The 23,715-nt window shown below is 39.9% G+C and carries 24 protein-coding genes and 1 pseudogene; 15 read left to right on the top strand and 10 right to left on the bottom strand.

From position 1 onward, the window contains the following. The first annotated feature begins 54 nt into the window (after positions 1-54). From rplT to G6069_RS00820, 3 genes are all read left to right on the top strand, one after another. Positions 55-405, top strand: coding sequence for a 50S ribosomal protein L20 (gene rplT, locus G6069_RS00830; RefSeq protein ID WP_001264156.1), 351 nt, complete (start codon positions 55-57; stop codon positions 403-405). Between the two features lie 198 nt (positions 406-603). After that, on the top strand, positions 604-1,464 hold the full coding sequence (locus tag G6069_RS00825; protein ID WP_197293078.1) for an outer membrane protein: 861 nt from the start codon (positions 604-606) through the stop codon (positions 1,462-1,464). 506 nt (positions 1,465-1,970) lie between these two features. Beyond that, a complete protein-coding gene (locus G6069_RS00820) occupies positions 1,971-2,405 on the top strand; it encodes a DUF1104 domain-containing protein (RefSeq protein ID WP_108507245.1) in 435 nt (144 codons plus the stop codon). Positions 2,406-2,712: 307 nt separating this feature from the next. Here G6069_RS00820 and G6069_RS08170 read toward each other — a convergent pair. Continuing rightward, positions 2,713-2,908 (bottom strand): annotated as a pseudogene (locus tag G6069_RS08170) (hypothetical protein). Here G6069_RS08170 and G6069_RS00815 point away from each other — a divergent pair. Continuing rightward, the gene (locus tag G6069_RS00815; RefSeq protein WP_197293077.1) at positions 2,832-3,692 is read left to right on the top strand and encodes a hypothetical protein; all 861 of its coding nucleotides are present in this window, start codon (positions 2,832-2,834) and stop codon (positions 3,690-3,692) included. The pseudogene G6069_RS08170 and the gene G6069_RS00815 sit on opposite strands and share 77 nt — an antisense overlap. A 310-nt stretch (positions 3,693-4,002) precedes the next feature. Here the strand turns inward: G6069_RS00815 and G6069_RS00810 are convergent, their stop codons facing one another. From G6069_RS00810 to G6069_RS00800, 3 genes are all read right to left on the bottom strand, one after another. Further along, on the bottom strand, positions 4,003-4,221 hold the full coding sequence (locus G6069_RS00810) for a hypothetical protein (protein ID WP_197293085.1): 219 nt from the start codon (positions 4,219-4,221) through the stop codon (positions 4,003-4,005). Between the two features lie 376 nt (positions 4,222-4,597). After that, positions 4,598-5,965, bottom strand: a complete 1,368-nt coding sequence (locus G6069_RS00805; protein ID WP_197293076.1) for an L-serine ammonia-lyase — start codon at positions 5,963-5,965, stop codon at positions 4,598-4,600. Beyond that, on the bottom strand, positions 5,965-7,206 hold the full coding sequence (locus G6069_RS00800) for a serine/threonine transporter (protein ID WP_197293075.1): 1,242 nt from the start codon (positions 7,204-7,206) through the stop codon (positions 5,965-5,967). Before G6069_RS00800 ends, G6069_RS00805 begins: the two co-directional genes overlap by 1 nt. A gap of 180 nt (positions 7,207-7,386) precedes the next feature. Here G6069_RS00800 and G6069_RS00795 point away from each other — a divergent pair, with 180 nt between their 5' ends. Both G6069_RS00795 and G6069_RS08045 read left to right on the top strand, forming a co-directional pair. Then, positions 7,387-8,736 carry a class II 3-deoxy-7-phosphoheptulonate synthase gene (locus G6069_RS00795; RefSeq protein ID WP_197293074.1) on the top strand — a complete coding sequence of 450 codons (1,350 nt, stop codon included), beginning with the start codon at positions 7,387-7,389 and terminating at the stop codon, positions 8,734-8,736. A gap of 290 nt (positions 8,737-9,026) precedes the next feature. Continuing rightward, a complete protein-coding gene (locus G6069_RS08045; RefSeq protein WP_001222899.1) occupies positions 9,027-9,161 on the top strand; it encodes an HP0135 family lipoprotein in 135 nt (44 codons plus the stop codon). A gap of 248 nt (positions 9,162-9,409) precedes the next feature. Here G6069_RS08045 and G6069_RS00790 read toward each other — a convergent pair whose 3' ends face one another. Genes G6069_RS00790 through G6069_RS00775 form a run of 4 tightly spaced genes read right to left on the bottom strand, consistent with a single transcriptional unit; the run spans position 9,410 to position 12,709 of the window. Beyond that, the gene (locus tag G6069_RS00790; RefSeq protein ID WP_000412952.1) at positions 9,410-9,868 is read right to left on the bottom strand and encodes a peroxiredoxin; all 459 of its coding nucleotides are present in this window, start codon (positions 9,866-9,868) and stop codon (positions 9,410-9,412) included. Positions 9,869-9,877: 9 nt separating this feature from the next. Then, positions 9,878-10,513 carry a LutC/YkgG family protein gene (locus tag G6069_RS00785; RefSeq protein WP_197293073.1) on the bottom strand — a complete coding sequence of 212 codons (636 nt, stop codon included), beginning with the start codon at positions 10,511-10,513 and terminating at the stop codon, positions 9,878-9,880. Continuing rightward, positions 10,506-11,951: a LutB/LldF family L-lactate oxidation iron-sulfur protein gene (locus G6069_RS00780; protein WP_197293072.1), complete on the bottom strand. Its 1,446-nt coding sequence runs from the start codon at positions 11,949-11,951 to the stop codon at positions 10,506-10,508. Before G6069_RS00780 ends, G6069_RS00785 begins: the two co-directional genes overlap by 8 nt. Positions 11,952-11,980: 29 nt before the next feature. Continuing rightward, the gene (locus tag G6069_RS00775; RefSeq protein ID WP_000867254.1) at positions 11,981-12,709 is read right to left on the bottom strand and encodes a (Fe-S)-binding protein; all 729 of its coding nucleotides are present in this window, start codon (positions 12,707-12,709) and stop codon (positions 11,981-11,983) included. A 220-nt stretch (positions 12,710-12,929) separates the two neighbouring features. On the opposite strand from G6069_RS00775, the gene G6069_RS00770 reads away from it, so the two are divergent. Beyond that, positions 12,930-14,579 carry an L-lactate permease gene (locus tag G6069_RS00770; RefSeq protein WP_197293071.1) on the top strand — a complete coding sequence of 550 codons (1,650 nt, stop codon included), beginning with the start codon at positions 12,930-12,932 and terminating at the stop codon, positions 14,577-14,579. Positions 14,580-14,635: 56 nt separating this feature from the next. Next, positions 14,636-16,291, top strand: coding sequence for an L-lactate permease (locus G6069_RS00765; RefSeq protein ID WP_197293070.1), 1,656 nt, complete (start codon positions 14,636-14,638; stop codon positions 16,289-16,291). Between the two features lie 23 nt (positions 16,292-16,314). On the opposite strand, the gene G6069_RS00760 is transcribed toward G6069_RS00765, so the two are convergent. Together G6069_RS00760 and G6069_RS00755 are read right to left on the bottom strand one after the other, a co-directional pair. After that, positions 16,315-17,301, bottom strand: a complete 987-nt coding sequence (locus G6069_RS00760) for an adenine-specific DNA glycosylase (protein WP_078303849.1) — start codon at positions 17,299-17,301, stop codon at positions 16,315-16,317. Continuing rightward, complete coding sequence (locus G6069_RS00755) at positions 17,302-18,750, bottom strand: DASS family sodium-coupled anion symporter (RefSeq protein ID WP_197293069.1); 1,449 nt, start codon at positions 18,748-18,750, stop codon at positions 17,302-17,304. Between the two features lie 169 nt (positions 18,751-18,919). Here G6069_RS00755 and ccoN point away from each other — a divergent pair, with 169 nt between their 5' ends. The 7 genes from ccoN to G6069_RS00720 all read left to right on the top strand — a co-directional run bounded on the left by ccoN (position 18,920) and on the right by G6069_RS00720 (position 23,710). Continuing rightward, positions 18,920-20,386, top strand: a complete 1,467-nt coding sequence (gene ccoN / locus G6069_RS00750; protein ID WP_001157654.1) for a cytochrome-c oxidase, cbb3-type subunit I — start codon at positions 18,920-18,922, stop codon at positions 20,384-20,386. Between the two features lie 11 nt (positions 20,387-20,397). After that, positions 20,398-21,096 (top strand): cytochrome-c oxidase, cbb3-type subunit II, encoded by a 699-nt coding sequence (gene ccoO / locus G6069_RS00745; protein WP_021187531.1) that lies wholly within the window; start codon positions 20,398-20,400, stop codon positions 21,094-21,096. Between the two features lie 10 nt (positions 21,097-21,106). After that, positions 21,107-21,325 carry a cytochrome c oxidase, cbb3-type, CcoQ subunit gene (locus tag G6069_RS00740; protein ID WP_001879413.1) on the top strand — a complete coding sequence of 73 codons (219 nt, stop codon included), beginning with the start codon at positions 21,107-21,109 and terminating at the stop codon, positions 21,323-21,325. A 1-nt stretch (position 21,326) separates the two neighbouring features. After that, the gene (ccoP, locus tag G6069_RS00735; protein WP_077653977.1) at positions 21,327-22,205 is read left to right on the top strand and encodes a cytochrome-c oxidase, cbb3-type subunit III; all 879 of its coding nucleotides are present in this window, start codon (positions 21,327-21,329) and stop codon (positions 22,203-22,205) included. A 10-nt stretch (positions 22,206-22,215) separates the two neighbouring features. Further along, positions 22,216-22,422 carry a DUF4006 family protein gene (locus tag G6069_RS00730; RefSeq protein ID WP_000670514.1) on the top strand — a complete coding sequence of 69 codons (207 nt, stop codon included), beginning with the start codon at positions 22,216-22,218 and terminating at the stop codon, positions 22,420-22,422. A 100-nt stretch (positions 22,423-22,522) separates the two neighbouring features. Beyond that, the gene (locus G6069_RS00725; protein ID WP_079359679.1) at positions 22,523-23,116 is read left to right on the top strand and encodes a hypothetical protein; all 594 of its coding nucleotides are present in this window, start codon (positions 22,523-22,525) and stop codon (positions 23,114-23,116) included. Between the two features lie 12 nt (positions 23,117-23,128). Next, complete coding sequence (locus tag G6069_RS00720; protein ID WP_197293068.1) at positions 23,129-23,710, top strand: hypothetical protein; 582 nt, start codon at positions 23,129-23,131, stop codon at positions 23,708-23,710. Positions 23,711-23,715 lie beyond the last annotated feature (5 nt).

Raw genomic sequence — 23,715 nt, 5'->3', positions numbered from 1 at the left:
GGAAAGTCGTTTGAAAAACGCACCTAAAAATATTTTAAAAAGAAAGGTAAAGAAATGAGAGTTAAAACAGGCGTTGTGCGCAGAAGACGCCATAAAAAAGTCTTAAAACTCGCTAGAGGGTTTTATAGTGGCAGAAGAAAGCATTTTAGAAAGGCTAAAGAACAGCTTGAAAGGAGCATGTATTACGCCTTTAGGGATCGCAAACAAAAGAAAAGAGAGTTCAGGAGTTTGTGGGTGGTAAGGATCAATGCGGCTTGCAGGATGCACGATACAAGTTATTCGCGCTTCATGCATGCTTTAAAAGTGGCTAACATTGAGTTAGACCGCAAGGTTTTAGCAGACATGGCGATGAACGACATGCAAGCCTTTAAGAGCGTGTTAGAGAGCGTGAAAGAGCATCTTTGATCTCTATTGGCTGTTAGGTTTTAGTTTTAGCCTAAAAAGGTGAGAGGATTTAGGAATTTTTACTAAAAAGTTCCTAAAATTGATTTTTGTTTCAATTTATTTTCATTCAATCGCTATATTTAATCAAAAAGAAAGTAATTTTATAGTAGAATGTAGCATTTAGAACTCAAATAGAGAAAATGTAGAAGGAAGGAATACATGAAGAAATCTGTTATAGTAGGTGCTATCTCTCTAGCAATGACGAGCTTGTTGTCAGCAGAGACCTCCAAGCAAGAAAAAGCTATTAAGACTAGCCCTACGAAAAAAGGTGAAAGAAATGCTGCTTTTATAGGGATTGATTACCAGTTAGGTATGCTTAGCACTACCGCTCAAAATTGTTCCAATAGCAATTGTAATGGTAATCAAAGTGGGGCTTATGGCTCTAACACGCCCAACATGCCCACAGCGTCAAACCCCACAGGAGGGCTTACCCATGGTGCTCTAGGGACTCGTGGGTATAAGGGCTTGAGCAACCAACAATACGCTATCAATGGTTTTGGGTTTGTTGTAGGGTATAAGCATTTTTTCAAGAAATCCCCGCAATTTGGAATGCGTTATTACGGGTTCTTTGATTTTGCAAGCTCTTATTATAAGTATTACACTTATAACGATTATGGCATGAGAGACGCTCGCAAGGGTTCTCAAAGTTTCATGTTTGGCTATGGGGCTGGCACAGATGTGTTGTTTAACCCGGCTATTTTCAATCGTGAGAACTTGCATTTTGGGTTTTTCTTGGGCGTTGCGATTGGTGGCACCTCTTGGGGTCCAACAAACTATTATTTTAAGGACTTAGCTGAAGAATATAGAGGGAGTTTTCACCCATCAAATTTCCAGGTCTTAGTGAATGGCGGGATCCGCTTAGGCACTAAACACCAAGGTTTTGAAATTGGCTTGAAAATCCAAACCATTCGCAACAATTATTATACCGCTAGTGCGGATAATGTTCCTGAAGGGACTACTTATAGATTCACTTTCCACCGCCCCTATGCCTTTTATTGGCGTTACATTGTAAGCTTTTAAGGTGTTTTAGGGTTAATCTTATGGGGGGCATAGAAAAGGGCTTTTGCTCTTTATGGCCTTTTATGACTTTCTTTTCTTATGCTAAAGCCGTTATAAAGCGTTATCATAAACTCACTAAACAATAGCGTGGTGCTAGTCATCGCAAGCAGCCTATCTAATCAAAAAACAGCACAGGTTTTTGATTGTAAAAATGTTCAAAGGCATTTTTTAAAAGATTAAGCAATGAAAGAGCTTGCGTCAGGCAACCGATATTCTCTTAAAAAAGCGATCTTCTTGGGTTAGGGGGATTTAGTTGGGGTTGTAGGGGAACTATTTCAAAATACCCCTATCCCCTTAGTTTTGCATTAAAACAAAGTAACCAAAATCCCATTTTTTAAAAAAATGAAAGAGTGTTAATAAATAAGGTTTATCAATATTTGATGAGAATAAGGAATATAAGTTATTTTTAATGGAGTAGGTGGTAAAATCCTTGCGATTTCATTTTATTTTTGAATTGGGAGCATTTGATGAAAAAATTGGCGTTTTCTTTATTATTTACAGGGACTTTTTTGGGGCTTTTTTTGAATGCGAGTGATTTTAAGAGCATGGATGATAAGCAACTATTGGAGCAAGCAGGGAAAGTCGCTCCTAGCGAAGTTCCAGAGTTTCGTGCAGAAATCAATAAGCGATTAGCAGTGATGAAAGAAGAAGATCGTAAAAATTATAAAGCGGATTTTAAGAAAGCGATGGATAAAAATTTGGCTTCTTTAAGCCAAGAAGATCGCAACAAGCGTAAAAAAGAAATTCTTGAAGTGATTGCTAACAAAAAGAAAACAATGACCATGAAAGAATATCGTGAAGAGGGGTTAGATTTGCATGATTGCACATGCGAAGGCCCTTTTCATGATCATGAAAAAAAGGGAAAAAAAGGGAAAAAAAGGGAAAAAACCAAGCCATCATAAGCATTAGTGCTTAGGGTGTGCTAACTTTTTTTGATTTTTGTGAAAATACGCCGTAGCTCCCTAGCTTTTGGCTATGGGGGTGTAAGGCGTTTTTTTTGTTATAATTCTGTCATAGCGTTTGGACGTTGACTCTTAAAATAGAGGCTATCTATTTGGTGGGTGGGTCTTGCTACTCTTAAAATCCCTTAGCTGTAAAGAGTGTCTCAAATTTTTAGGGTTAAAGTTTTTGGAGTGTTTGTATTTTTTGGATATTTATAGTATCATACCCAATAGTAAAGACCCTTTGAAAGTCTGTATTTTAAGACGGCTAAAACAGCTTGAATTCTAGGTGGTTTTTTATCAATAGAAGAAAATTTCAAAAGAGAGCTTTTATGAAGAACAGTATCTATTTTTGTTGCAGTTGTATATTTTAGTTAGGAGTTTGGTGTGAAACGGATTTTATTTTTTTTAGTAGCTACGACTTTTTTGTTGAGAGCAGAAACGGATTCTGCCACTATCAACACTACAGTTGATCCCAATGTTATGTTTTCTGAAAACTCCACAGGGAATGTGAAAAAAGACCGCAAGAGGGTTTTAAAGAGCATGGTTGATTTGGAAAAAGAGCGCGTGAAGAATTTTAACCAGTATTCTGAAACCAAGATGAGTAAGGGCGATTTATCCGCTTTTGGAGCTTTCTTTAAGGGGAGCTTGGAAGATTGCGTGGAGCAAAAGATTTGTTATTATGAGCATAGGAATGGTAAGGTTTCTTTTGTGGTGAATGACAGAGAAAAGTTTTATAAGCATGTGCTTAAAGATTTAGGGACAGAGCTTTCACTCCCTTTGTTCAACTGGCTTTACAAAGGCTCGGATTTTGGGGCTTTGCATGAGCAGTTTGGGGATATGTATGATGGGTATATCAAATACTTGATCAGCATGGTTAGGGTGAGCCAAAAAGAAAAGGCTAGAAAACTGGATGCAGCCACTTTTAAGAAAATGGAAGAACAAGCTGAGAAAGACACTAAGGCAGCGTTTCAAAAGAGGAGCAGTGGGGAGCTTCAAAACTATACTGATAGCCCTGAATTTATAAGCTCTTCTAAGAGGACACAGAACGCTTCTAATTCGGATCTAGATTCTATGACTAATGCTAACACGCTCAAAGAAACAGCTTCAAAAGAGCCAGAGACTTCTTCAAAAAAAGAGAAAAAGCCCAAGAAAAAACGCCGCCTTTCAAAGAAAGAAAGGCAACAACAAGCCTTGCAACAAGAGTTTGAAAAACAAATTAGCGACTCTAGTAAGTCTGAAAAATAGCAAAACAGCCCTAGCTTACTTTTGAGTAGGGGGCTTTAAATAAGTTTCTTAAGCACTCCTTTTTAGGCTTTATATTTGGGCTTTTAGCTTTCTATCACTCTGTCTTATGTTAAGGCTATCTCTTGAAAAACCACCGCTTTTTTAAAATCTTTAGACTTCAAGCTTTTTGGCTTTCTTTTGTGGTAACGATTGGTAAGCTTAAGGTTTTGTTGAGTAAAAATCTTTGAAATATGGCGATTGACAGAGTTAAACATAACCTCAAGACATTCTAACGCATTTTATAGAGCGTGTAAAAAGTTTTTAATACTCCTTAGCAGAAATCCCAAATATCTTTAGCGTTTGGGATGAATGCTACCAATTCGTGGTATAATATCCCCATACATTCGTATCTAGCGTAGGAAGTGTGCAAAGTTACGCCTTTGGAGATATGATGTGTGAGACCTGTAGGGAATGCGTTGGAGCTCAAACTCTGTAAAATCCCTACTATAGGGACACAGAGTGAGAACCAAACTTTCCCTATGGGCAACATCAGCCTAGGAAGCCCAATCGTCTTTAGCGGTTGGGCACTTCACTGGAGTATTGGCATTGATGCCTTTGAGTGTTTTTCACAATCAAAAAAAGTTTGCAAAAAGCGAGTGATAGTTTCTCATAACATGCTCTTATGGAGTTAGGGGGATTTTTAAAAGGGGTTGTAGGGGAATGATTTCAAAATGCCTCCTATCTTTTTATGAGTTTTAAATAAACTTTTTTACTATAAAATGAAATCCAAAACAATGAAAGAACGCTTTAGACCCTATGTTTAAAAATTTTTGAAGGATATTAAAGTTGGGTAGGGCTTATTTGTTTTGGTTAAAAACAAAGCCTTTTATTTTGAACTTAAAGCCCCTAAAGTTGAGGGCTATCCCTTAGCATTTTAAGGTTTTGGCTAACCCCCCTAACGAGGTCTCTTTGTATTTTTCATTCATGTCTTTTCCGGTCGCATACATCGTAGCGATCACTTCATCTAGGCTCACTTTAGGCTTGTATTCATCTTCTAAAGCCAGTTTAGAAGCGCTGATCGCTTTAATCGCTCCTAAAACATTGCGTTCAATGCAAGGGATTTGCACCAAGCCCCCCACCGGATCGCATGTCAATCCTAAATGGTGCTCCATAGCGATTTCACTAGCGATCAAAACCTGTTGTGTGGTCGCTTGGCACAAATAAGCTAACCCCCCTGCAGCCATAGAGCTTGCCACGCCAATTTCAGCCTGACACCCGGCTTCTGCGCCGCTCAAGGAAGCGTTTTTTTTGTAAAGATAGCCAATCGCCGCGCTGGTGAGTAAAAAATCATTGATAGCCTTTTGCGATAAATTTTCAAACAAATGGTTTTTAGCGTATAAAAGCACGCTTGGCACCACTGCACACGCCCCGTTAGTGGGGGCGGTTACCACCTTTCCTCCACTAGCGTTTTCTTCAGCAATGGCGCGAGCGTAAAGCGAAATGTAATCAATCAACGCTAAGGGGTCTTTCCCGCTTGTGGGGTGTTTTTCTAGGCGCGTTTTAATGCTTGGGGCCAATCGTGTTACTCTCAAAGAACCAGGCAGATACCTTTCTTTAGAATTAGCCCCATTATCATAACACTCAAGCATCGCATGATAGATTTTAGTCATCGTTGCATCAGGGCGGTTTTTCAGGGCATTTTCTCTCAAACGCACGATTTCAGCGATGTTTTTTTGGTGTTTTTGGCATAATTCTAGCAATTCTTTAGCGCTTGAAAAATCATAGGCAATGCTTTCATTCCCGCCCTCTTCAGACAAGTTGTCTAATTCTTTTTCAGTATAAACAAACCCTCCACCGACAGAATAATAAGTCTCTTCTTTTAAAACCTCATTTTTAGCGTTAAAAGCTTTTAGAATGAGGGCGTTTTGGTGTCTGGCTAAAGGTTTGTTGTCAAAAATCAAATCTTTAGAATAATCAAATTGAATGTTGCGTTGGTTAGCGAGTTTTAAAACTTTATTCTCAAGCACTTCATGCAATAAGGCTTTTTTGGTTGTTATATCTAATTCGTTAGCATAAATACCATGCAAGCCAATTAAAACCGCCTCATCGCTCAAATGCCCTTTACCGGTTAAAGCTAATGAGCCATGCAAGGTGATTTGAACGCGTTCAACCTGCTCTAAAACGCCTTTTAACAACCCGCAAAATCTCGCCCCAGCTTCCATAGGCCCTATGGTGTGTGAAGAGCTAGGCCCCACGCCGATTTTAAAAATGGATAAAATAGAAAAACTAGCCATTAAAATAGTCCTAAAAACACGCTCAAAGCCGTCAAGCTCCCAAAGACAAACACAAAAATATCCACTTTGAAATTTCTAAAACGCTTCAAACTAGAAACGCTATAAAAAGCTATCATAGGCATCACAAACAGAATGAGCGCGATAATGGGACCGCCTAAATTTTCAATAAAATCCAAGATATTAGGGTTAATATAAGCCACAAGCGTGATAGTCAGCCATAAAAAAATCGTTACGCTCACACTCAAGGTTTTAGAAGCTTTTTTCAATTTTAAACTTTGAATAATAATGCCTTCTAAACCCTCCTTAGCCCCATAATAATGCCCAAAAAAAGATGAAAAAATCGCTAAAAAAGCCACCACAGGCCCCGCATAGTTGATTAAGGGATTGTTTAGGGTGTTAGCAAAATAGCTTAAAATAGGGATATTTTGTTCCCTTGCTTTCACAAAATCATCAGCATTCAAACACATGACGCACGAAAACACAAAAAACATCACAAACCCTAAAAGCATCAGCGATGTCCCTAATTCAATTTGATTGAGTTTATATTCTTTGAAAGTGCCGTATTCTTTTCCCACATTTTGAGTGAAGGTTGAAATAATGGGGCTATGGTTGAATGAAAACACAAGCACCGGCAAGGTTAGCCAAATCGCTAACACAAATTCTTTAAAACTCGGCACCACAAAAAGATTAGCGCCTTGCCAATAAGGGATAAGATACAAAGAAAAAAGCAATAAAATCAAGCATAAAGGATACACTAAAGCGTTACAAATACGTGTAACAATCGTAGCGTTAAAAACCATCACCAACATCATTAAAGAAACTAATACCACAGCCAGTAAGCCCCGATGAAAAGGCGCTAAATGCAACTGGTTAGTGAAAAAATGATCAAACACGTTAGTGATACCCACCCCATAAGCCAAGCAAATAGGATAAATCGCCAAGAAATAAAGCAAAGTGATAAGAAAACCCCATTGAGTGCCAAAATGAGAGTGAACGACCATGGTAATGTCTTCTTTGTCTTTAGATCCTATGAAATAAGCTAAAGCTCTATGCCCTAGATAAGTTAAAGGGAAAATGATCGCGCTCATTACCACAATAGCCCATACCCCATGCCCACCGGCTCTAATAGGCAAAAATAAAATCCCAGCCCCCACCGCCGTGCCAAATAAAGACGCCATCCAACGCAAATCAAATGCGTTGAGTTTTTTAGGATCTCTTATGACCGCTTTTTCTTGTGCCATGCTATTAAACCGCCCTTGTATCGTGTTAAAGAGCTCTCATTGTAGCATAAAGCTTTTTATGATTGGGGTTTTTTGAGATTAAGGGGTGGTTTTGGGCGTGCATTTATTCCCTAAAATCCACGATTTAACCCACACAAGCTATAATAATGCTTAAAAAAAGATTAATAAAGGATTATAGAAATGTCAAACACAACTTGGTCGCCCACTTCATGGCATTCTTTTAAGATAGAGCAACACCCCACTTACAAAGACAAGCAAGAATTAGAAAGGGTCAAAAAAGAATTACGCTCCTACCCTCCCTTAGTGTTTGCTGGCGAAGCGAGGAACTTGCAAGAGCGCTTAGCCCAAGTCATTGACAATAAGGCGTTTTTGTTGCAAGGGGGCGATTGCGCGGAGTCGTTTTCTCAATTTAGCGCTAACAGGATTAAAGACATGTTTAAAGTGGTGATGCAAATGGCGATTGTCTTAACTTTTGCTGGCTCTATACCGATCGTGAAAGTGGGGCGCATTGCCGGGCAATTTGCCAAGCCTCGCTCTAACGCGACTGAAATACTAGATAATGAAGAAGTGCTAAGCTATAGGGGGGATATTATCAATGGGATCTCCAAAAAAGAAAGAGAGCCAAAGCCTGAAAGAATGCTTAAAGCCTACCATCAAAGCGTAGCGACTTTAAACCTTATCAGAGCCTTTGCCCAAGGCGGGTTAGCCAATTTAGAGCAAGTGCATCGTTTCAATTTGGATTTTGTCAAAAACAACGACTTTGGGCAAAAATACCAGCAAATCGCTGACCGGATCACGCAAGCTTTAGGGTTTATGCGAGCATGCGGGGTGGAGATAGAGCGAACGCCTATCCTTAGGGAAGTGGAATTTTACACCAGCCACGAAGCGTTACTGCTCCATTATGAAGAGCCTTTGGTGCGTAAGGATAGTTTGACTAACCAGTTTTATGATTGCTCCGCGCACATGCTGTGGATTGGCGAAAGGACAAGAGATCCTAAGGGCGCGCATGTGGAGTTTTTAAGGGGGGTTTGTAACCCTATTGGCGTGAAAATCGGGCCTAATGCGAGCGTGAGCGAAGTGTTAGAATTGTGCGATGTTTTAAACCCGTGCAACATTAAGGGGCGTTTGAATTTGATCGTGCGCATGGGTTCTAAGATGATTAAAGAGCGCTTGCCTAAGCTTTTACAAGGGGTGTTGAAAGAAAAACGCCATATTTTATGGAGCATTGATCCCATGCATGGCAACACGGTTAAAACCAGCTTGGGGGTTAAAACAAGGGCTTTTGATAGCGTGTTAGATGAAGTGAAAAGCTTTTTTGAAATCCATAGGGCTGAAGGGAGTTTGGCTTCAGGAGTTCATTTGGAAATGACAGGTGAGAATGTTACAGAATGTATCGGTGGCTCGCAAGCGATCACCGAAGAGGGTTTGAGCTGCCATTACTATACGCAATGCGATCCAAGACTAAACGCCACCCAAGCCCTAGAACTCGCTTTCTTAATCGCTGACATGCTTAAAAAACAACGATCTTGATTGAAATCAAAATAATAAGAGACTTTAGTCAAGCGATCGTTTCTTGTAATGCGTTCTATAGGGGGATTTAGTTGGGGGTTGTAGGGGGGGAGTTATTTCAAAATATCTCAGTTATCCCCTTAAGAGAATGAGTTTTGTATAAAATAAAGTTTTAAAAATTAAAGGATAATAAGGTTAAATAAGGTTTTGAGTGCCGACATTTGATGAAAACAGAGCCCAAATATTAATCTATCTTTAACTCTTTTACTTTATAATTATCGTAAGCATTTTAATATTCAAAGGAGCTTGAAATGAGAATTTCTCTTTTAGCTGTAATTTTAGCGTTATTGTTTGTGGCTTGCCACGAAACTAAAAAACAAATCTTACAAAACGAAGCCGATAGTACCCCTTCAGAAAAAACCATTTGGCAACCTGAACAAAAATAAAAATTGTAAAAATCCTCAAAAGCGTTTTTAAAATAAATACAATCAAAAAGCTAGTGGGTGATAGTTTTTTGTAAAGCGATCTTAGGGTTGTAGGGGGAATGATTTCAAAACACCCCCTATCCCTTATGAGTTTTATTATAAAACTAAAACGGAGTTTAAAAAACAAGTTTTTAAAAGCAAGAGAATAGCTAAAAAGCCTAAAATTAAAAAATCTCAAATTAAAATGGGCGAAATCTAGAGAGCTAACACTACAAACTCTCTAAAACCTTTTGAGCATGGCCTTTCGCTTTGACATTGTAGAAGCATTTTTCTAAAACGCCTTGCGTGTTGATAATGAAAGTGGAGCGGATAATCCCCAAATGCTCCTTCCCATAAAGCATGCGTTTGCCATAAGCTTTGTAAAGATTGGCGGCTTTTTTATCTTCATCGCAGAGCAAAATCACATTCAAAGAGCATTGGCTGATAAATTTTTGATGCGATTGAGCGTTATCAGGGCTTACGCCTACGACAACAGCGTTTTTCTTTTCAAACTCGCTAAACAGAGCGCTAAAGTCTTTGGCTTCTAGAGTGCATCCGGGGGTGTTGTCTTTAGGGTAGAAATACAGCACCACTTTTTTATGGAGCAAATCTTTTAAAGAAATTTCCACGCCATCGCTGTTTTTCAACCTAAAATCAGGGGCTAATTGCCCCACTTCTAATTTTTCCATTCTTATCCTTTAATAGAGAATGATAGCGACTTTTTGAGGCCCATGTACCCCAAAAACGGTTTTTAATTCAATGTCAGCTGTCCGGCTAGGCCCGCCAATAAGGAGCATGTTTGTGGGCAATACGCCGTTTTGGCCTTGATTTTTTAAAGCTTGCACGCCTTCGCTTAAATTGCGCACAATGGATTCTTTTTTCAATAAGATAATGCAATTAAGGGTGATGAGTGAAAGCAATCGCGGACTTGCATGCGAAGAAACCGCCCCAATCATGCCCAAGCTTGAAATCCCACAAACCCCATGCAATAAAGCCGTATCAATCTCAAACAACTCTTCACGCATCGTTTCAATTTCTTTATCATAGGGCTGTAAAGTGAAATCCTTAAACGCTTCAAAATTCAAATTTAAATCCGTAGAGTGTAAGACTTTTTTGCTTTGAAAATTTTCTAAAGCCTTTAAAATGGCTTGCTCTAAATTTTCTTTAGCGCTTTCAATGACTTCAGCTTTATTCAACACTTGGAAATGCTTGTATTCTTCCACCAAGTCTTCAAACTCCACTTTAATGATATTCCTATAAATAGGGTTTGCTCCCTGAATAGCGTGCTTGGCTCTGGCTTCTTTAATGCACTTTAAAATAAGCTCTTTACTCATAAATCACCCCTTCTAAGTGCTGGACTTTGGCATGCAAGCTCGTGTCCATATTGGGTAAGGTCCTAACACTCGCCCACTCTTTGACTAAAGGCAGTATAGGCGCTAAAAGCTTGCCTAAAGGCGAGAAAAATTGAGCTATTTTCAATTGGAAACGCCACTTAGCCCCATCGCTTGCCATTTTGGCAAACATTTTCATAGAGAATTTTTCCATCCCACTGTGTTGGGTGCTTTTAGCCCCCTTAATTACACCCCTGCCCTCGCCCACTTTATCGGCTCGTAAATCTCTAATGAGTTCTGCTAAAGGGATTTCTACGGGGCATACTTCAGTGCAACGCCCGCAAAGACTGCACAAATTAGGGATATGCCCGTAATTATTCAAGCCAAAGAGTTGGGGGGATACCACCACGCCTATAGGGCCAGGATAAGTAGAAAGATAGGCATGCCCACCGATTTTATCATACACAGGGCAGTGGTTCAAACAAGTTCCGCAACGAATGCATGAAAGAGCACGGTAATACTTTTCATCAGCCAAAATATTAGAGCGGTTGTTGTCTAATAAAATGATATGGGCTTCTTTAGGGCCGTCTAAATCATCGTTTTTTCTGGGGCCTGTGATAATGTTTTGATAACAAGTGATAGGCACGCCCACCGCACTTGGAGCGAGCAAATTGTTTAAAATCGCCGCATCATCAAAGCTTTCTACTAATTTTTCAATCCCGCAAATAGCGACATGCACATCGCATGCGGTGGTGCTCATTCTGCCATTGCCTTCATTTTCCACTAACCAGATCGCTCCTTCGTTAGCGATAGCGAAATTCACCCCACTGATCCCCATTTTAAAGCTTTCAAATTCTTTGCGCATGTGTTTTCTGGCGATCGCATTAAGCTTTTCAGGCTCTTCTTCATAAGCGGCGTTGAGTTTTTCTTCAAAAATCTTACCGATTTGCTTGCGGTTTTTATGGATAGCTGGCACGACAATATGCACAGGGTGTTCATTAATGAGCTGGATAATCAATTCGCCCAAATCCGTTTCTTGCGCTTGAATGCCCTTTTCTTTCAAGTAATGGTTCAAGCCAATTTCTTCGCTCGCCATGGATTTTTGTTTTAAAATGCGATTGATATTCTTTTCTTTGGCGAGGTTGTAAATGATTTCATTGGCTTCATCGCCGTCTTTAGCGTAGTGGATTTTAAAGCCGTTTTTGGTGGCGTTTTTTTCAAACAATTCCAAATACTCATCAAGCCTGGATAAAATCTTAAGCTTGACTTCTTTGCCTAATTCCCTTAAATTTTCCCATTCGCTGTAACGATTTTTAAGGAGATTCTTACGATTAGCCCTTAAGGTATCCATTGCAGAACGCAAATTTTCCCTTAATTGCATATCGCCTAATTGGTCGGTGATGATTTCTTCGTATTCTTGGTCGCTATGATATTTTTCCATTGATTATTCCTTAAAATAATTCTTTAATGTTAAAGCCCAAGCCTTGAGGCTAAAAAGTCATAAAAATGCATGGGTTTTGTTAAAGAGCCCATTTTTTGCATAGCGGTGCTGATATTCATCAAACACCCCGCATCCGCTGAAACAATCACATCCACATGACGGCTTTCTATGTCTTTAATCTTTTCTTTAACCATAACCGCTGAAATTTCAGGCTCTTTAACCGAAAAAGTCCCCCCAAATCCGCAGCATTCTTCTTCTTTTTCCAATTCAATGAGTTCCACATTTTTAAGCTGTCTGATGAGGTTTTTCGCCGAGTCAATCACTTTAGCCACCCTTAAGGCATGGCAATTAGAATGCCATGTGATTTTAAGGGGTTCGCCCTTATCTTCATACTTGACTTGCAATTTTTTATCCAAAAACTCGCTCAATTCATACACCCTAGAGCAAAAATCTTTAACCATGTTAAATTCCGCATGCCCTTCAAACAATTCCAAATAATCATGCCGCATCATTCCTGTGCATGAACCGCTAGGCAAGATAATAGGGTAGTCGTTATTGGAATAAAGTTTGATATTGTATAAAACGACTTTTTTTGTTTCTTCATAATACCCTGAGTTGTAGCTTGGCTGGCCGCAACATGTCTGGTCTTTTTTAAAAACCACTTCCAAATTTTCCTTACGGAGTAATTTGATAGCGTTAAGCGATGCGTTGCTGTATATGGCTGCTCCTAGACAAGTAGCAAAGAAATTGACTTTCAAAGAAGGCTCCTTAAAATTCCAAATTAAGAGTTTCAAACACAATATAATACTCAAAATTAGTAAGATTGTAACCACAAGTTGATAAACCCACTCGCTCAAACATTGTTACTAAAATAAACCACAAACCCATTAAATTTGACTTAATATTAAATGCTACTCAAAATTAGTTTTTTCTTTTAAGTAAGATAAAAAAATACTTTTAATTATTCAAGGAAAATTGATGGAATTTTATCAAGTCTATGACCCATTAGGCCATATTTGGTTGAGCGCTTTAGTCGCACTCTCGCCTATTGCACTCTTTTTTATCTCTCTTATTGTTTTTAAACTTAAAGGGTATAGCGCTGGGTTTTTAAGCTTAGCGCTTTCAATCCTTATTGCGTTATTTGTGTATAAAATGCCTGTTCAAATGGTGAGCGCAAGTTTTTTCTATGGCTTTCTTTATGGTTTGTGGCCGATCGCATGGATTGTGATCGCCGCGATTTTTCTTTACAACCTTTCAGTGAAATCCGGGTATTTTGAGATTTTAAAAGAAAGCATTTTAACCCTAACGCCAGATCACCGCATTTTGGTGATTTTGATTGGCTTTTGTTTTGGCTCGTTTTTAGAAGGCGCGATCGGTTTTGGAGGCCCGGTAGCGATCACAGCGGCGATTTTAGTCGGCCTTGGGCTAAACCCCTTATACGCTGCCGGATTGTGCTTAATCGCTAACACCGCTCCTGTAGCTTTTGGCGCGGTGGGTATCCCTATCACGGCAATGGCTAGCGTGGTGGGTATCCCTGAGTTAGAGATTTCTCAAATGGTGGGCAGAGTGTTACCCATTTTTTCCATTGGCATTCCTTTTTTCATCGTGTTTTTAATGGATGGTTTTAGAGGGATTAGAGAAACCTTTCCTGCAGTGGCTGTTACGGGCTTTAGCTTCGCTATCGCGCAATTTTTAAGCTCTAATTATCTAGGGCCACAGCTCCCGGATATTATTTCAGCTTTAGTGTCATTGATTTCTACCACTTTGTTTTTAAAATTCTGGCAACCCAAACGCATTTTCACCAGCAATGGCAAAGAGCCTACGATTGGCACAGAAAAACACCATATTTGTAAGGTGATCGTGGCGTGGATGCCTTTTGTGTTGCTCACGATTACGATTATCATATGGACGCAACCCTGGTTTAAAGCGCTCTTTAAAGAAGGCGGGGCTTTGGCGTTTTCTAGCTTTGCGTTTGAATTTGATTCTATCAGTCAAAAGATTTTTAAAACCGCTCCCATTGTTACTGAAGCAAAAAGCTTTCCTGTCGTGTTCAAATTCCCCTTGATTCTAACGACAGGCACTTCCATTTTTTTAGCCGCCATTTTGAGCGTGTTTTTGTTGCGCGTGAAAATCAGCGATGCGATAGGGGTGTTTGGGGCCACTTTAAAAGAAATGCGTTTGCCGATTTTAACCATTGGCGTGGTTTTAGCGTTTGCGTATGTGGCTAATTATAGCGGCATGAGCGCTACGCTCGCTTTAGCGTTAGCAGATACCGGGCATGTTTTCACTTTCTTTTCGCCTATTGTAGGCTGGCTTGGGGTGTTTTTAACCGGAAGCGATACGAGCTCTAATCTTTTATTTGGCTCTTTGCAAATGCTCATCGCCACACAGCTTGGCTTGCCTGAAGTGCTTTTCTTAGCGGCCAACACTTCCGGGGGCGTTGTGGGCAAAATGATAAGCCCTCAAAGTATTGCTATCGCTTGCGCAGCGGTGGGGTTAGTGGGGAAAGAGAGCGAATTGTTCAGATTTACAGTAAAATACTCTATCGTTTTGGCAATCATCATGGGGATTGTCTTCACTCTTATTGCTTATGTCTTCCCCTTTATTATCCCCATCATTCCTAAATAAGGGGGTTTTTAAAGAGAACTAGCGCTAAGAGAATATTTTTAAAAAGGGATTTTTTAGTGCTAGAATTTCATCAAGTTTATGACCCTTTGGGTAACATTTGGCTGAGCGCTCTTGTGGCCTTATTGCCGATTTTATTATTTTTCTTATCTTTAATGGTTTTTAAGCTCAAAGGTTATACAGCGGCCTTTTTGAGCGTGGCCTTATCAGCCATTATTGCGGTTTTAGTGTATAAAATGCCTGTTAGCATGGTGGGATCAAGCTTCCTTTATGGCTTCCTCTATGGCTTATGGCCGATCGCTTGGATCATCATTGCGGCGATTTTTTTATACAAACTCAGCGTTAAATCCGGCTATTTTGAAATCTTAAAAGAAAGCGTCCAGTCCATCACTTTAGATCACAGGATTTTAGTGATTTTGATTGGCTTTTGTTTTGGCTCGTTTTTAGAAGGTGCGATCGGCTTTGGAGGGCCTATTGCCATTACCGCAGCGATTTTAGTGGGCTTAGGGTTAAGCCCTTTATACGCTGCTGGGTTATGTTTGATCGCTAACACCGCTCCTGTGGCCTTTGGCGCGGTGGGTATCCCTATAAGTGCGATGGCGAGCGCGGTAGGGGTGCCAGCGATTTTAATTTCAGCCATGACGGGCAAAATCCTCTTTTTTGTGAGCTTGTTAGTGCCGTTTTTCATTGTGTTTTTAATGGATGGCTTTAAGGGGATTAAAGAAACTTTTCCGGCCGTTTTTATCGCGGCTTTTTCTTTCGCTGGCGCGCAATTTTTAAGCTCTAATTATTTAGGGCCAGAATTGCCTGGTATTATTTCAGCCCTTGTTTCACTCGTTGCAACAGCGCTCTTTTTGAAATTTTGGCAGCCTAAAGCGATTTTTAGAAGCGACGGCAAAGCGGCCTCATTCACTAAGAGTAACCATCATATTTGTAAGGTTTATGTCGCTTGGTCTCCTTTTGTGATTTTGGTTTTAGTGATTGTGCTATGGATACAGCCTTTTTTTAAAGCTTTATTTGAAAAAGACGGCTTGTTAGCTTTTTCTAATTTTTATTTTGAGTTCAATAACATCAGCAACCACATCTTTAAAAGCCCGCCCTTTGTAGAAGCCAATCAAAGCGTGAGTTTTCCGGTGGTGTTTAAATTTCTCTTAATCAACACGGTTGGCACTTCCATTTTTTTAGCCGCTCTTGTTAGCATGCTCGTTTTAAGGGTGCGAGTGAGCGATGCGCTGAGCGTCTTTGGCGAGACTTTAAAAGAAATGCGCTATCCCATTCTTACCATTGGTTTAGTCTTAAGCTTTGCCTATGTGTCTAATTACAGCGGGATTTCTTCCACTCTAGCCTTAGCGCTCACGCATACCGGTCTGGCTTTCACCTTTTTCTCGCCCTTGATCGGGTGGGTAGGCGTGTTTTTAACCGGGAGCGATACAAGCTCTAATCTTTTATTTGGCTCTTTACAGCAACTCACCGCCCAACGATTGCACCTCCCTGAGGTTTTAACCCTAACGGCTAACACCGTGGGTGGCACTTTAGGCAAGATGATAAGCCCTCAAAGCATCGCTATCGCTTGCGCAGCGGTGGGGTTAGCCGGGAAAGAGAGCGATTTGTTCAAATTCACGGTTAAATACTCCCTTATTTTTGTAGCGATCATGGGAGTCGTGATCAGCGCGATTGCGTATTTAATCCCTGAAGTGGTGCCTGCGATAAAGTAGAGCCATTTTAGATTTGGTAGGGTTTAACCCCCAAATAAATTTTTTTGTTTTAAAAAATTCAAGATTTTAAGCGTCATAGAGCTTATGGGTAAGGTTTCTAAGTCTTTAAGGCTATAAAAACGAATAGGGTTTTTTAAATCTTTTATCGCAGCGAGATAGAGATTTAAATTGAGCTTGAATTTAGTGTGGCTGTGTTTGATCGCGCCTAAAAAGGGGAGCTTGTGCTCTAAATTTTCTTTGAGATTAGGGAAATGGTGCATCCCCAAATAGAGTTTTTGCTCTATTTTTTCTAAAGCGATTTGGTTATTTTGGATCACAACGCCTAAATAACGCTCTTCTTGAATGATCTCTTGTTTTTTCTTAAGCGTGTGTCTTTCTAGGTGGTTTTTACCCAAACAATAAGGATTGAAAGGGCAAATCGCGCATTTGGGTTTAGGGGAGCAGATTAAAGCCCCTAGATCAATTAGGGCTTGGTTGTGATTAAAGCTTTCATTAGGATTGAGAAAGTCATTCGCTTTAATTTGCAGATCTTTAGCCGTGATATTAGGATCCAAACCAAAAAGCCTTAAAAGCACGCGCTTGATATTAGCATCCACGCATGCAGTTTTTTCTCTAAAGCCAAAACACAAGATCGCATTAGCCGTGTATGTGCCAATCCCAGGGAGTTTTAACAGGCTTTGATAGTCATTAGGTAATTGTGAGTTATGTTCTTTCACGCAAATTTCAGCGCTTTTTTTTAAATTTTTAGCCCTTGAATAATAGCCAAGCCCTCGCCAAAGCAATAAAACCTCTTCTAATTGAGCGTTCGCTAAGTCTTTTAAAGTGGGGAAAACTTCTAAAAAAGGGGAATAAAAACGCTCAACCACCGTGTTGATTTGGGTTTGTTGGCTCATCACTTCACTGATATAGACTTCATAAGGAGCGTTAATGCCCTTTAAATTCCTAAAAGGTAAATCCTTTCGCCCACATTTTTCATACCATTTTAAAAGGGCGTTGTGTAAAGTTTCCAGCTACAACCACCTATAAGCGATGAATTTGACCCAAGGTGCACACACGCTTAAAAACACGATTAAATACAAAAAGCCAAAAATAAACCCCCATTTCCAAAAATCTTTGCTTTGAATATACCCGCTCCCGTAATAAATGGTGGATGGGCCTGTGCCATAGGGGGTTAAAATCCCCATAATCCCTAAAGAAAGCATTAAAAACAAGCTCAATTCTTGCAAATTGACCCCTTGAAGGTGTGAACCAATCCCTACAAAAAGCGCGAATAACGCGCTCACATGGGCGGTGATGCTAGCGAAAAAATAGTGCGACAGATAGAATAAGGCTACAATAAACAATACCGCTATTAACGGATCTAAGTTAGCATGCTCTAAAAAATTTTGAGCCGCATTGCCGATAAAATTTAAAAAACCCACATTTTTAAGCCCGCCAGCCATCGTGAGCAGCGATCCCAGCAATAAAAAAATGTTAAACGCGCTCTTGTTTTTAATGATGTCTTCATAGCTTACAATCTTACAAAACGCCATTAAAACCATGACAATCAAAGCCGTCGCGCTCGCATGCAAGCCTAAAGGTTTGCCAAAAATCCAACCTAGTAAAGCCAATAAAGTGAGGCTGAGCATTAAAATTTCTTTTAAAGAAAACCTCCCCATGCTCTCTAATTCCTTTTTGGCCCACAAACTCACTTCTTTTGAGCCTTTTAAGGTGGGTTTGCAGGTTTTATACGCCAATAAAGGCACAAGTAAGATTAAAACCACCCCACAAGGCAAGAACGCTAAAAACCACGAAAACCATGAGATTTCATTCACCCCCATTTTGGTAGCGATTTCCATTGCTAGGGGGTTAGGAGCGAGCGCGGTTAAAAACATGGACGAAGTGATGCAAGTTGAAGCCAAAGCGACCCACATCAAATACGCGCCGATTTTGTTAGGGTTATTGTTTGGGGTAGAACCCATTAAAGGCGGGATAGAAGAAACGATTGGATAGAGTATGCCCCCACTTCTAGCGGAGTTGCTAGGGATAAAGGGGGCTAGACACAATTCGCTCAAACCAATCGCATAGCCTAAACCTAAAGGGGTTTGCCCTAAAAACCTAATCAGTAAAAGAGCGATCCGTTTCCCTAACAAGCTTTTTTCATACCCTAAACCCAAAATGAAAGCGACAAACACAAGCCACACCGTTTTATTCGCATACCCGCTCAAACCCCACGAAATGGCCTTATTAGCGCTCGCTACTTCACTGCTCGCCCCAATTTTTAACGCTATACACAACACTAACGCGCTCAACGCTATCAAACCTGATGGCACCGGCTCTAAAATTAGCCCTATAATCATGCCCATGAAAATACAAAAATAAAGCCATGCGTTAGGGTTTAGCCCATCCGGTGCACCTAAAAAATACAACAGCGTTGCGACAAAAAAAGGGGTAAGAATGATGAGGATTTGTTTAATCATATGTAGCCTTTAGCCAAAGATAGTAATAATTTGGCTTAAAAATATCATTCAAATGGGATTGAGTTATTACAATGTTACAGAAAAAGATTAAAAATTAAGCTTTTTGAAAAAGATAAAATTTTATAATTATGTTTATCTTTGTTGAATTTACTACAAATAGGAGTATTGCATGCAAGAAAATGTGCCTTTGAGTTATGATTATTCCATTAGCAAATTGTTTCTTTATGCGATGGTTGGCTTTGGGATAATAGGTATGTTGATAGGGATTGTGCTAGCCTTTGAATTGTCTTTCCCTAACTTGAATTACATTGCAGGGGAGTATGGCATTTTTGGCCGCTTGCGCCCCTTACACACCAATGCAGTGATTTACGGTTTCACTCTTGGGGGGATTTGGGCGAGTTGGTATTATATCGGTCAAAGGGTGCTTAAAATCACTTATTACCAACACCCCTTTTTGAAAATTGTAGGGTTATTGCATTTTTGGCTTTGGATTCTTCTTTTAATTCTAGGGGTTATTAGCTTGTTTGCTGGTCTTACTCAATCTAAAGAATACGCTGAATTGATGTGGCCTTTAGATATTATTGTGGTTGTGGCATGGGTGCTATGGGGGGTTAATATGTTTGGGAGCATGAGCGTTAGGAGGGAGAATACCATTTACGTGTCTTTATGGTATTATATCGCTACTTATGTGGGTATAGCGGTGATGTATATCTTCAATAACCTTTCTGTCCCCACCTATTTTGTCGCTGATATGGGGAGCGTTTGGCATTCTATTTCTATGTATTCAGGCAGTAATGATGCGCTCATTCAATGGTGGTGGGGGCATAATGCGGTCGCTTTTGTCTTTACGAGTGGGGTGATTGGCACGATATATTATTTCTTGCCTAAAGAGAGCGGTCAGCCTATTTTTTCTTACAAACTCACTTTGTTTTCTTTCTGGAGCTTGATGTTTGTTTATATTTGGGCGGGCGGGCACCATTTGATTTATTCCACCGTGCCTGATTGGGTGCAAACCCTTTCTAGCGTGTTTTCAGTGGTGTTGATCTTGCCTTCGTGGGGGACAGCGATTAACATGCTTTTAACGATGAGGGGACAATGGCACCAGCTCAAAGAAAGCCCTTTGATTAAATTCTTAGTTTTAGCTTCAACTTTCTACATGCTTTCCACTTTAGAAGGCTCTATTCAAGCCATTAAGAGCGTGAACGCTTTAGCGCACTTTACCGATTGGATTATAGGGCATGTGCATGACGGCGTGCTTGGGTGGGTAGGCTTCACTTTGATTGCGAGCATGTATCACATGACGCCTAGGCTTTTCAAAAGAGAGATTTATTCAGGCAGGCTTGTGGATTTCCAATTTTGGATCATGACTTTAGGGATTGTTCTTTACTTTTCGTCCATGTGGATTGCAGGGATCACGCAAGGGATGATGTGGAGAGATGTGGATCAGTATGGGAATCTCACTTACCAGTTCATTGACACGGTTAAGGTGCTAATCCCTTATTACAATATTAGAGGCGTTGGGGGTCTTATGTATTTTATTGGATTTATTATTTTTGCTTACAATATTTTTATGACCATCACGGCAGGCAAAAAATTAGAGCGTGAGCCCAATTACGCCACGCCTATGTCTCGATAAGGGGGTTTAAGATGTTTAGTTTTTTAGAAAAAAACCCGTTCTTTTTCACTCTTGCGTTTATTTTTGTGTTTGCGATCGCGGGCTTGGTGGAGATTTTGCCCAACTTCTTCAAATCCGCTCGCCCGATTGAAGGCTTAAGACCTTACACGGTTTTAGAAACAGCAGGGAGGCAAATTTATATCCAAGAAGGTTGTTATCATTGCCATTCCCAACTCATTCGCCCTTTCCAAGCTGAGGTGGATCGATATGGCGCGTATAGTTTGAGCGGGGAATACGCGTATGACAGGCCATTTTTGTGGGGTTCTAAAAGGATTGGCCCTGATTTACACAGGGTGGGGGATTATCGCACAACCGATTGGCATGAAAAACACATGTTTGATCCTAAGAGCGTTGTGCCTCACAGCATCATGCCAGCCTATAAGCATTTATTCATCAAAAAGAGCGACTTTGACACCGCTTATGCAGAAGCTTTGACGCAAAAAAAGGTTTTTGGCGTGCCTTATGACACCGAAAACGGCGTGAAATTAGGGAATGTAGAAGAAGCGAAAAAAGCCTATTTAGAAGAAGCTAAAAAAATCACAGCCGATATGAAAGACAAGAGGGTGCTAGAAGCGATTGAGAGAGGCGAAGTGTTAGAAATTGTGGCTTTGATCGCTTATTTGAATAGCTTGGGTAATTCCAGGATCAACGCTAATCAAAATGCTAAATAAGGGGTGAATGATGGATTTAGAAAGTTTGAGAGGTTTTGCGTATGCGTTTTTCACTATTCTTTTTACGCTCTTTTTGTACGCTTATATTTTTAGCATGTATAGAAAGCAAAAAAAGGGCGTCGTGGATTATGAGCGATACGGGTATTTAGCGTTAAATGATGCTTTAGAAGATGAGTTGATTGAACCACGCCATAAAAAAGTTCATGATAAGGGCATAAAGGAAAGTTGAAATGGATTTTTTAAACGACCATATAAATGTTTTTGGCTTGATTGCAGCGCTTGTGATTTTAGTTTTAACCATCTATGAATCCAGTTCGCTCATTAAAGAAATGCGCGACAGCAAATCTCAAGGTGAGCTTGTAGAAAATGGGCATTTGATTGATGGGATAGGGGAGTTTGCCAATAATGTGCCAGTAGGCTGGATCGCAAGCTTTATGTGCACGATTGTGTGGGCTTTTTGGTATTTTTTCTTTGGGTATCCGCTGAATAGCTTTTCTCAAATCGGGCAATACAATGAAGAGGTTAAAGTGCACAACCAAAAATTTGAAGCCAAATGGAAGCATTTGGGTCAAAAGGAATTGGTGGATATGGGTCAAGGCATCTTTTTAGTCCATTGTTCGCAATGCCATGGCATCACCGCTGAGGGCTTGCATGGGAGCGCTCAAAATCTGGTGCGTTGGGGTAAAGAAGAGGGCATTATGGATACCATTAAGCATGGCTCTAAGGGTATGGATTATCTCGCTGGGGAAATGCCCGCTATGGAATTGGACGAAAAAGACGCTAAAGCGATTGCAAGCTATGTGATGGCAGAACTTTCTAGCGTTAAAAAGACGAAAAACCCTCAACTCATTGATAAAGGTAAGGAGCTGTTTGAAAGCATGGGTTGCACAGGTTGTCATGGCAATGATGGTAAGGGCTTGCAAGAAAATCAAGTGTTTGCGGCCGATTTGACCACTTACGGCACAGAGAATTTTTTAAGAAACATCTTAACGCATGGCAAAAAGGGCAATATAGGGCATATGCCATCATTCAAGTATAAAAACTTTAGCGACTTGCAAGTTAAAGCGTTGGCCGAATTTATCCAATCGCTAAAACCCTTAGAAGATTAAAGGAAAAGAGATGAAATTTTTAAACGGATTAGCAGGGAATTTACTGATTGTGGTTATCTTATTGTGTGTGGTCGTTTTTTTCGCGCTCAAAGCGATCCATATCCAAAAAGAGCAAGCCACCAATTATTACCGCTATAAGGATATTAACGCTTTAGAGGCAAAAAACACCCAAAATCGGGCTAATTATGAATTGATCAATCAAGGGAGCAAAAAATGAAATTCACCACTTTAGAAAAAATCTTAGCCTTAATGGTAGTAGTGACCATTTTAATGACCATTGTTATTTCTTTTGTGCCTAACTTGTTTTTGTTTAGCACATGAAAGGCTTATGGCTTATAATCTCTTTAGCTTTTGTTGGTTTTTTGTGGGCTAATGAATCTTATGTTTTTAACAATTCTAAGGGGCGTTTAACAGAAAAAAGCGTTTGGTTTATAGAGAGCGTTTCTAAAGAGCTTTATCTTAAAACCGGCGTGCGTTTTGCGATTGACATGACGGATTTTGAAAAAAATCCTATCGCTCTAGCGACTAAAAAAGAGCGCCAAAGCTATCAAGAGGGCTTTTTAAAGCAGCTTAAACCCCCTTTTGTGGTATTCTTTTTTTACCATGACGCTCAAAAAATAGAATTAGTGGCTAACCCTAAAGATTTGCTAGACACTGATAAAATCTTTTTTGAAAAAATCGCTCCCTTACTCCCCACAAACGCTAAAGAATACACGCCTCAAAGGATTTCAGCCATGCTCATTAACGGCTATTCGGTCGCAGTAGACGCTTTAGCGGAAAAATATCGTGTGAATATCGTGCAAAATTTTAACGCCCCTAAGGGAGCAACTTTTGTAAAAGTCATCATCTATATTTTATTATTGACGCTTTTAGGGGCGTTTTTAGGGCTTTATTTTTTTAAAAAATCTTAAGAGGGAAAATCAATGAAAGAAAAAAACTTTTGGCCTTTAGGGATCATGAGCGTGCTTATTTTTGGGCTTGGGATCGTGGTGTTTTTGGTGGTGTTTGCCTTAAAAAATTCGCCTAAAAACGATTTAGTGTATTTCAAGGGTCATAACGAAGTGGATTTAAACTTTAACGCCATGCTTAAAACCTATGAATATTTTAAAGCTAATTATCGTTTTTTAGTGGGTTTAAAGCCCCTTACAGAAAGCCCTAAAACCCCCATTTTGCCCTATTTTTCTAAAGGCACGCATGGGGATAAAAAACTCCAAGAAAACCTTTTAAAAAACGCTTTGATTTTGGAAAAATCCAACACGCTTTATGCGCAATTGCAACCGCTCAAACCCGCTTTAGATTCGCCAAATATTCAAGTGTATTTAGCGTTTTACCCCAGCCCATCACAGCCCAGATTATTAGGGACGCTTGATTGTAGAAGCACATGCGAACCTTTAAAATTTGATTTGTTAGAGAGCGACAAAATGGGGCGTTATAAGATCCTTTTTAAATTCATCTTTAAAAATAAAGAAGAATTGATTTTGGAGCAACTGGCTTTTTTAAAGTAGCGCGT

It is taken from the genome of Helicobacter pylori, assembly GCF_017594925.1.
In the GTDB taxonomy this organism is placed as follows: Bacteria; Campylobacterota; Campylobacteria; order Campylobacterales; family Helicobacteraceae; genus Helicobacter; species Helicobacter pylori_DP.
Note: the sequence above shows the minus strand (reverse complement) of the source record. Positions and strands in the feature narration are given on the sequence as shown.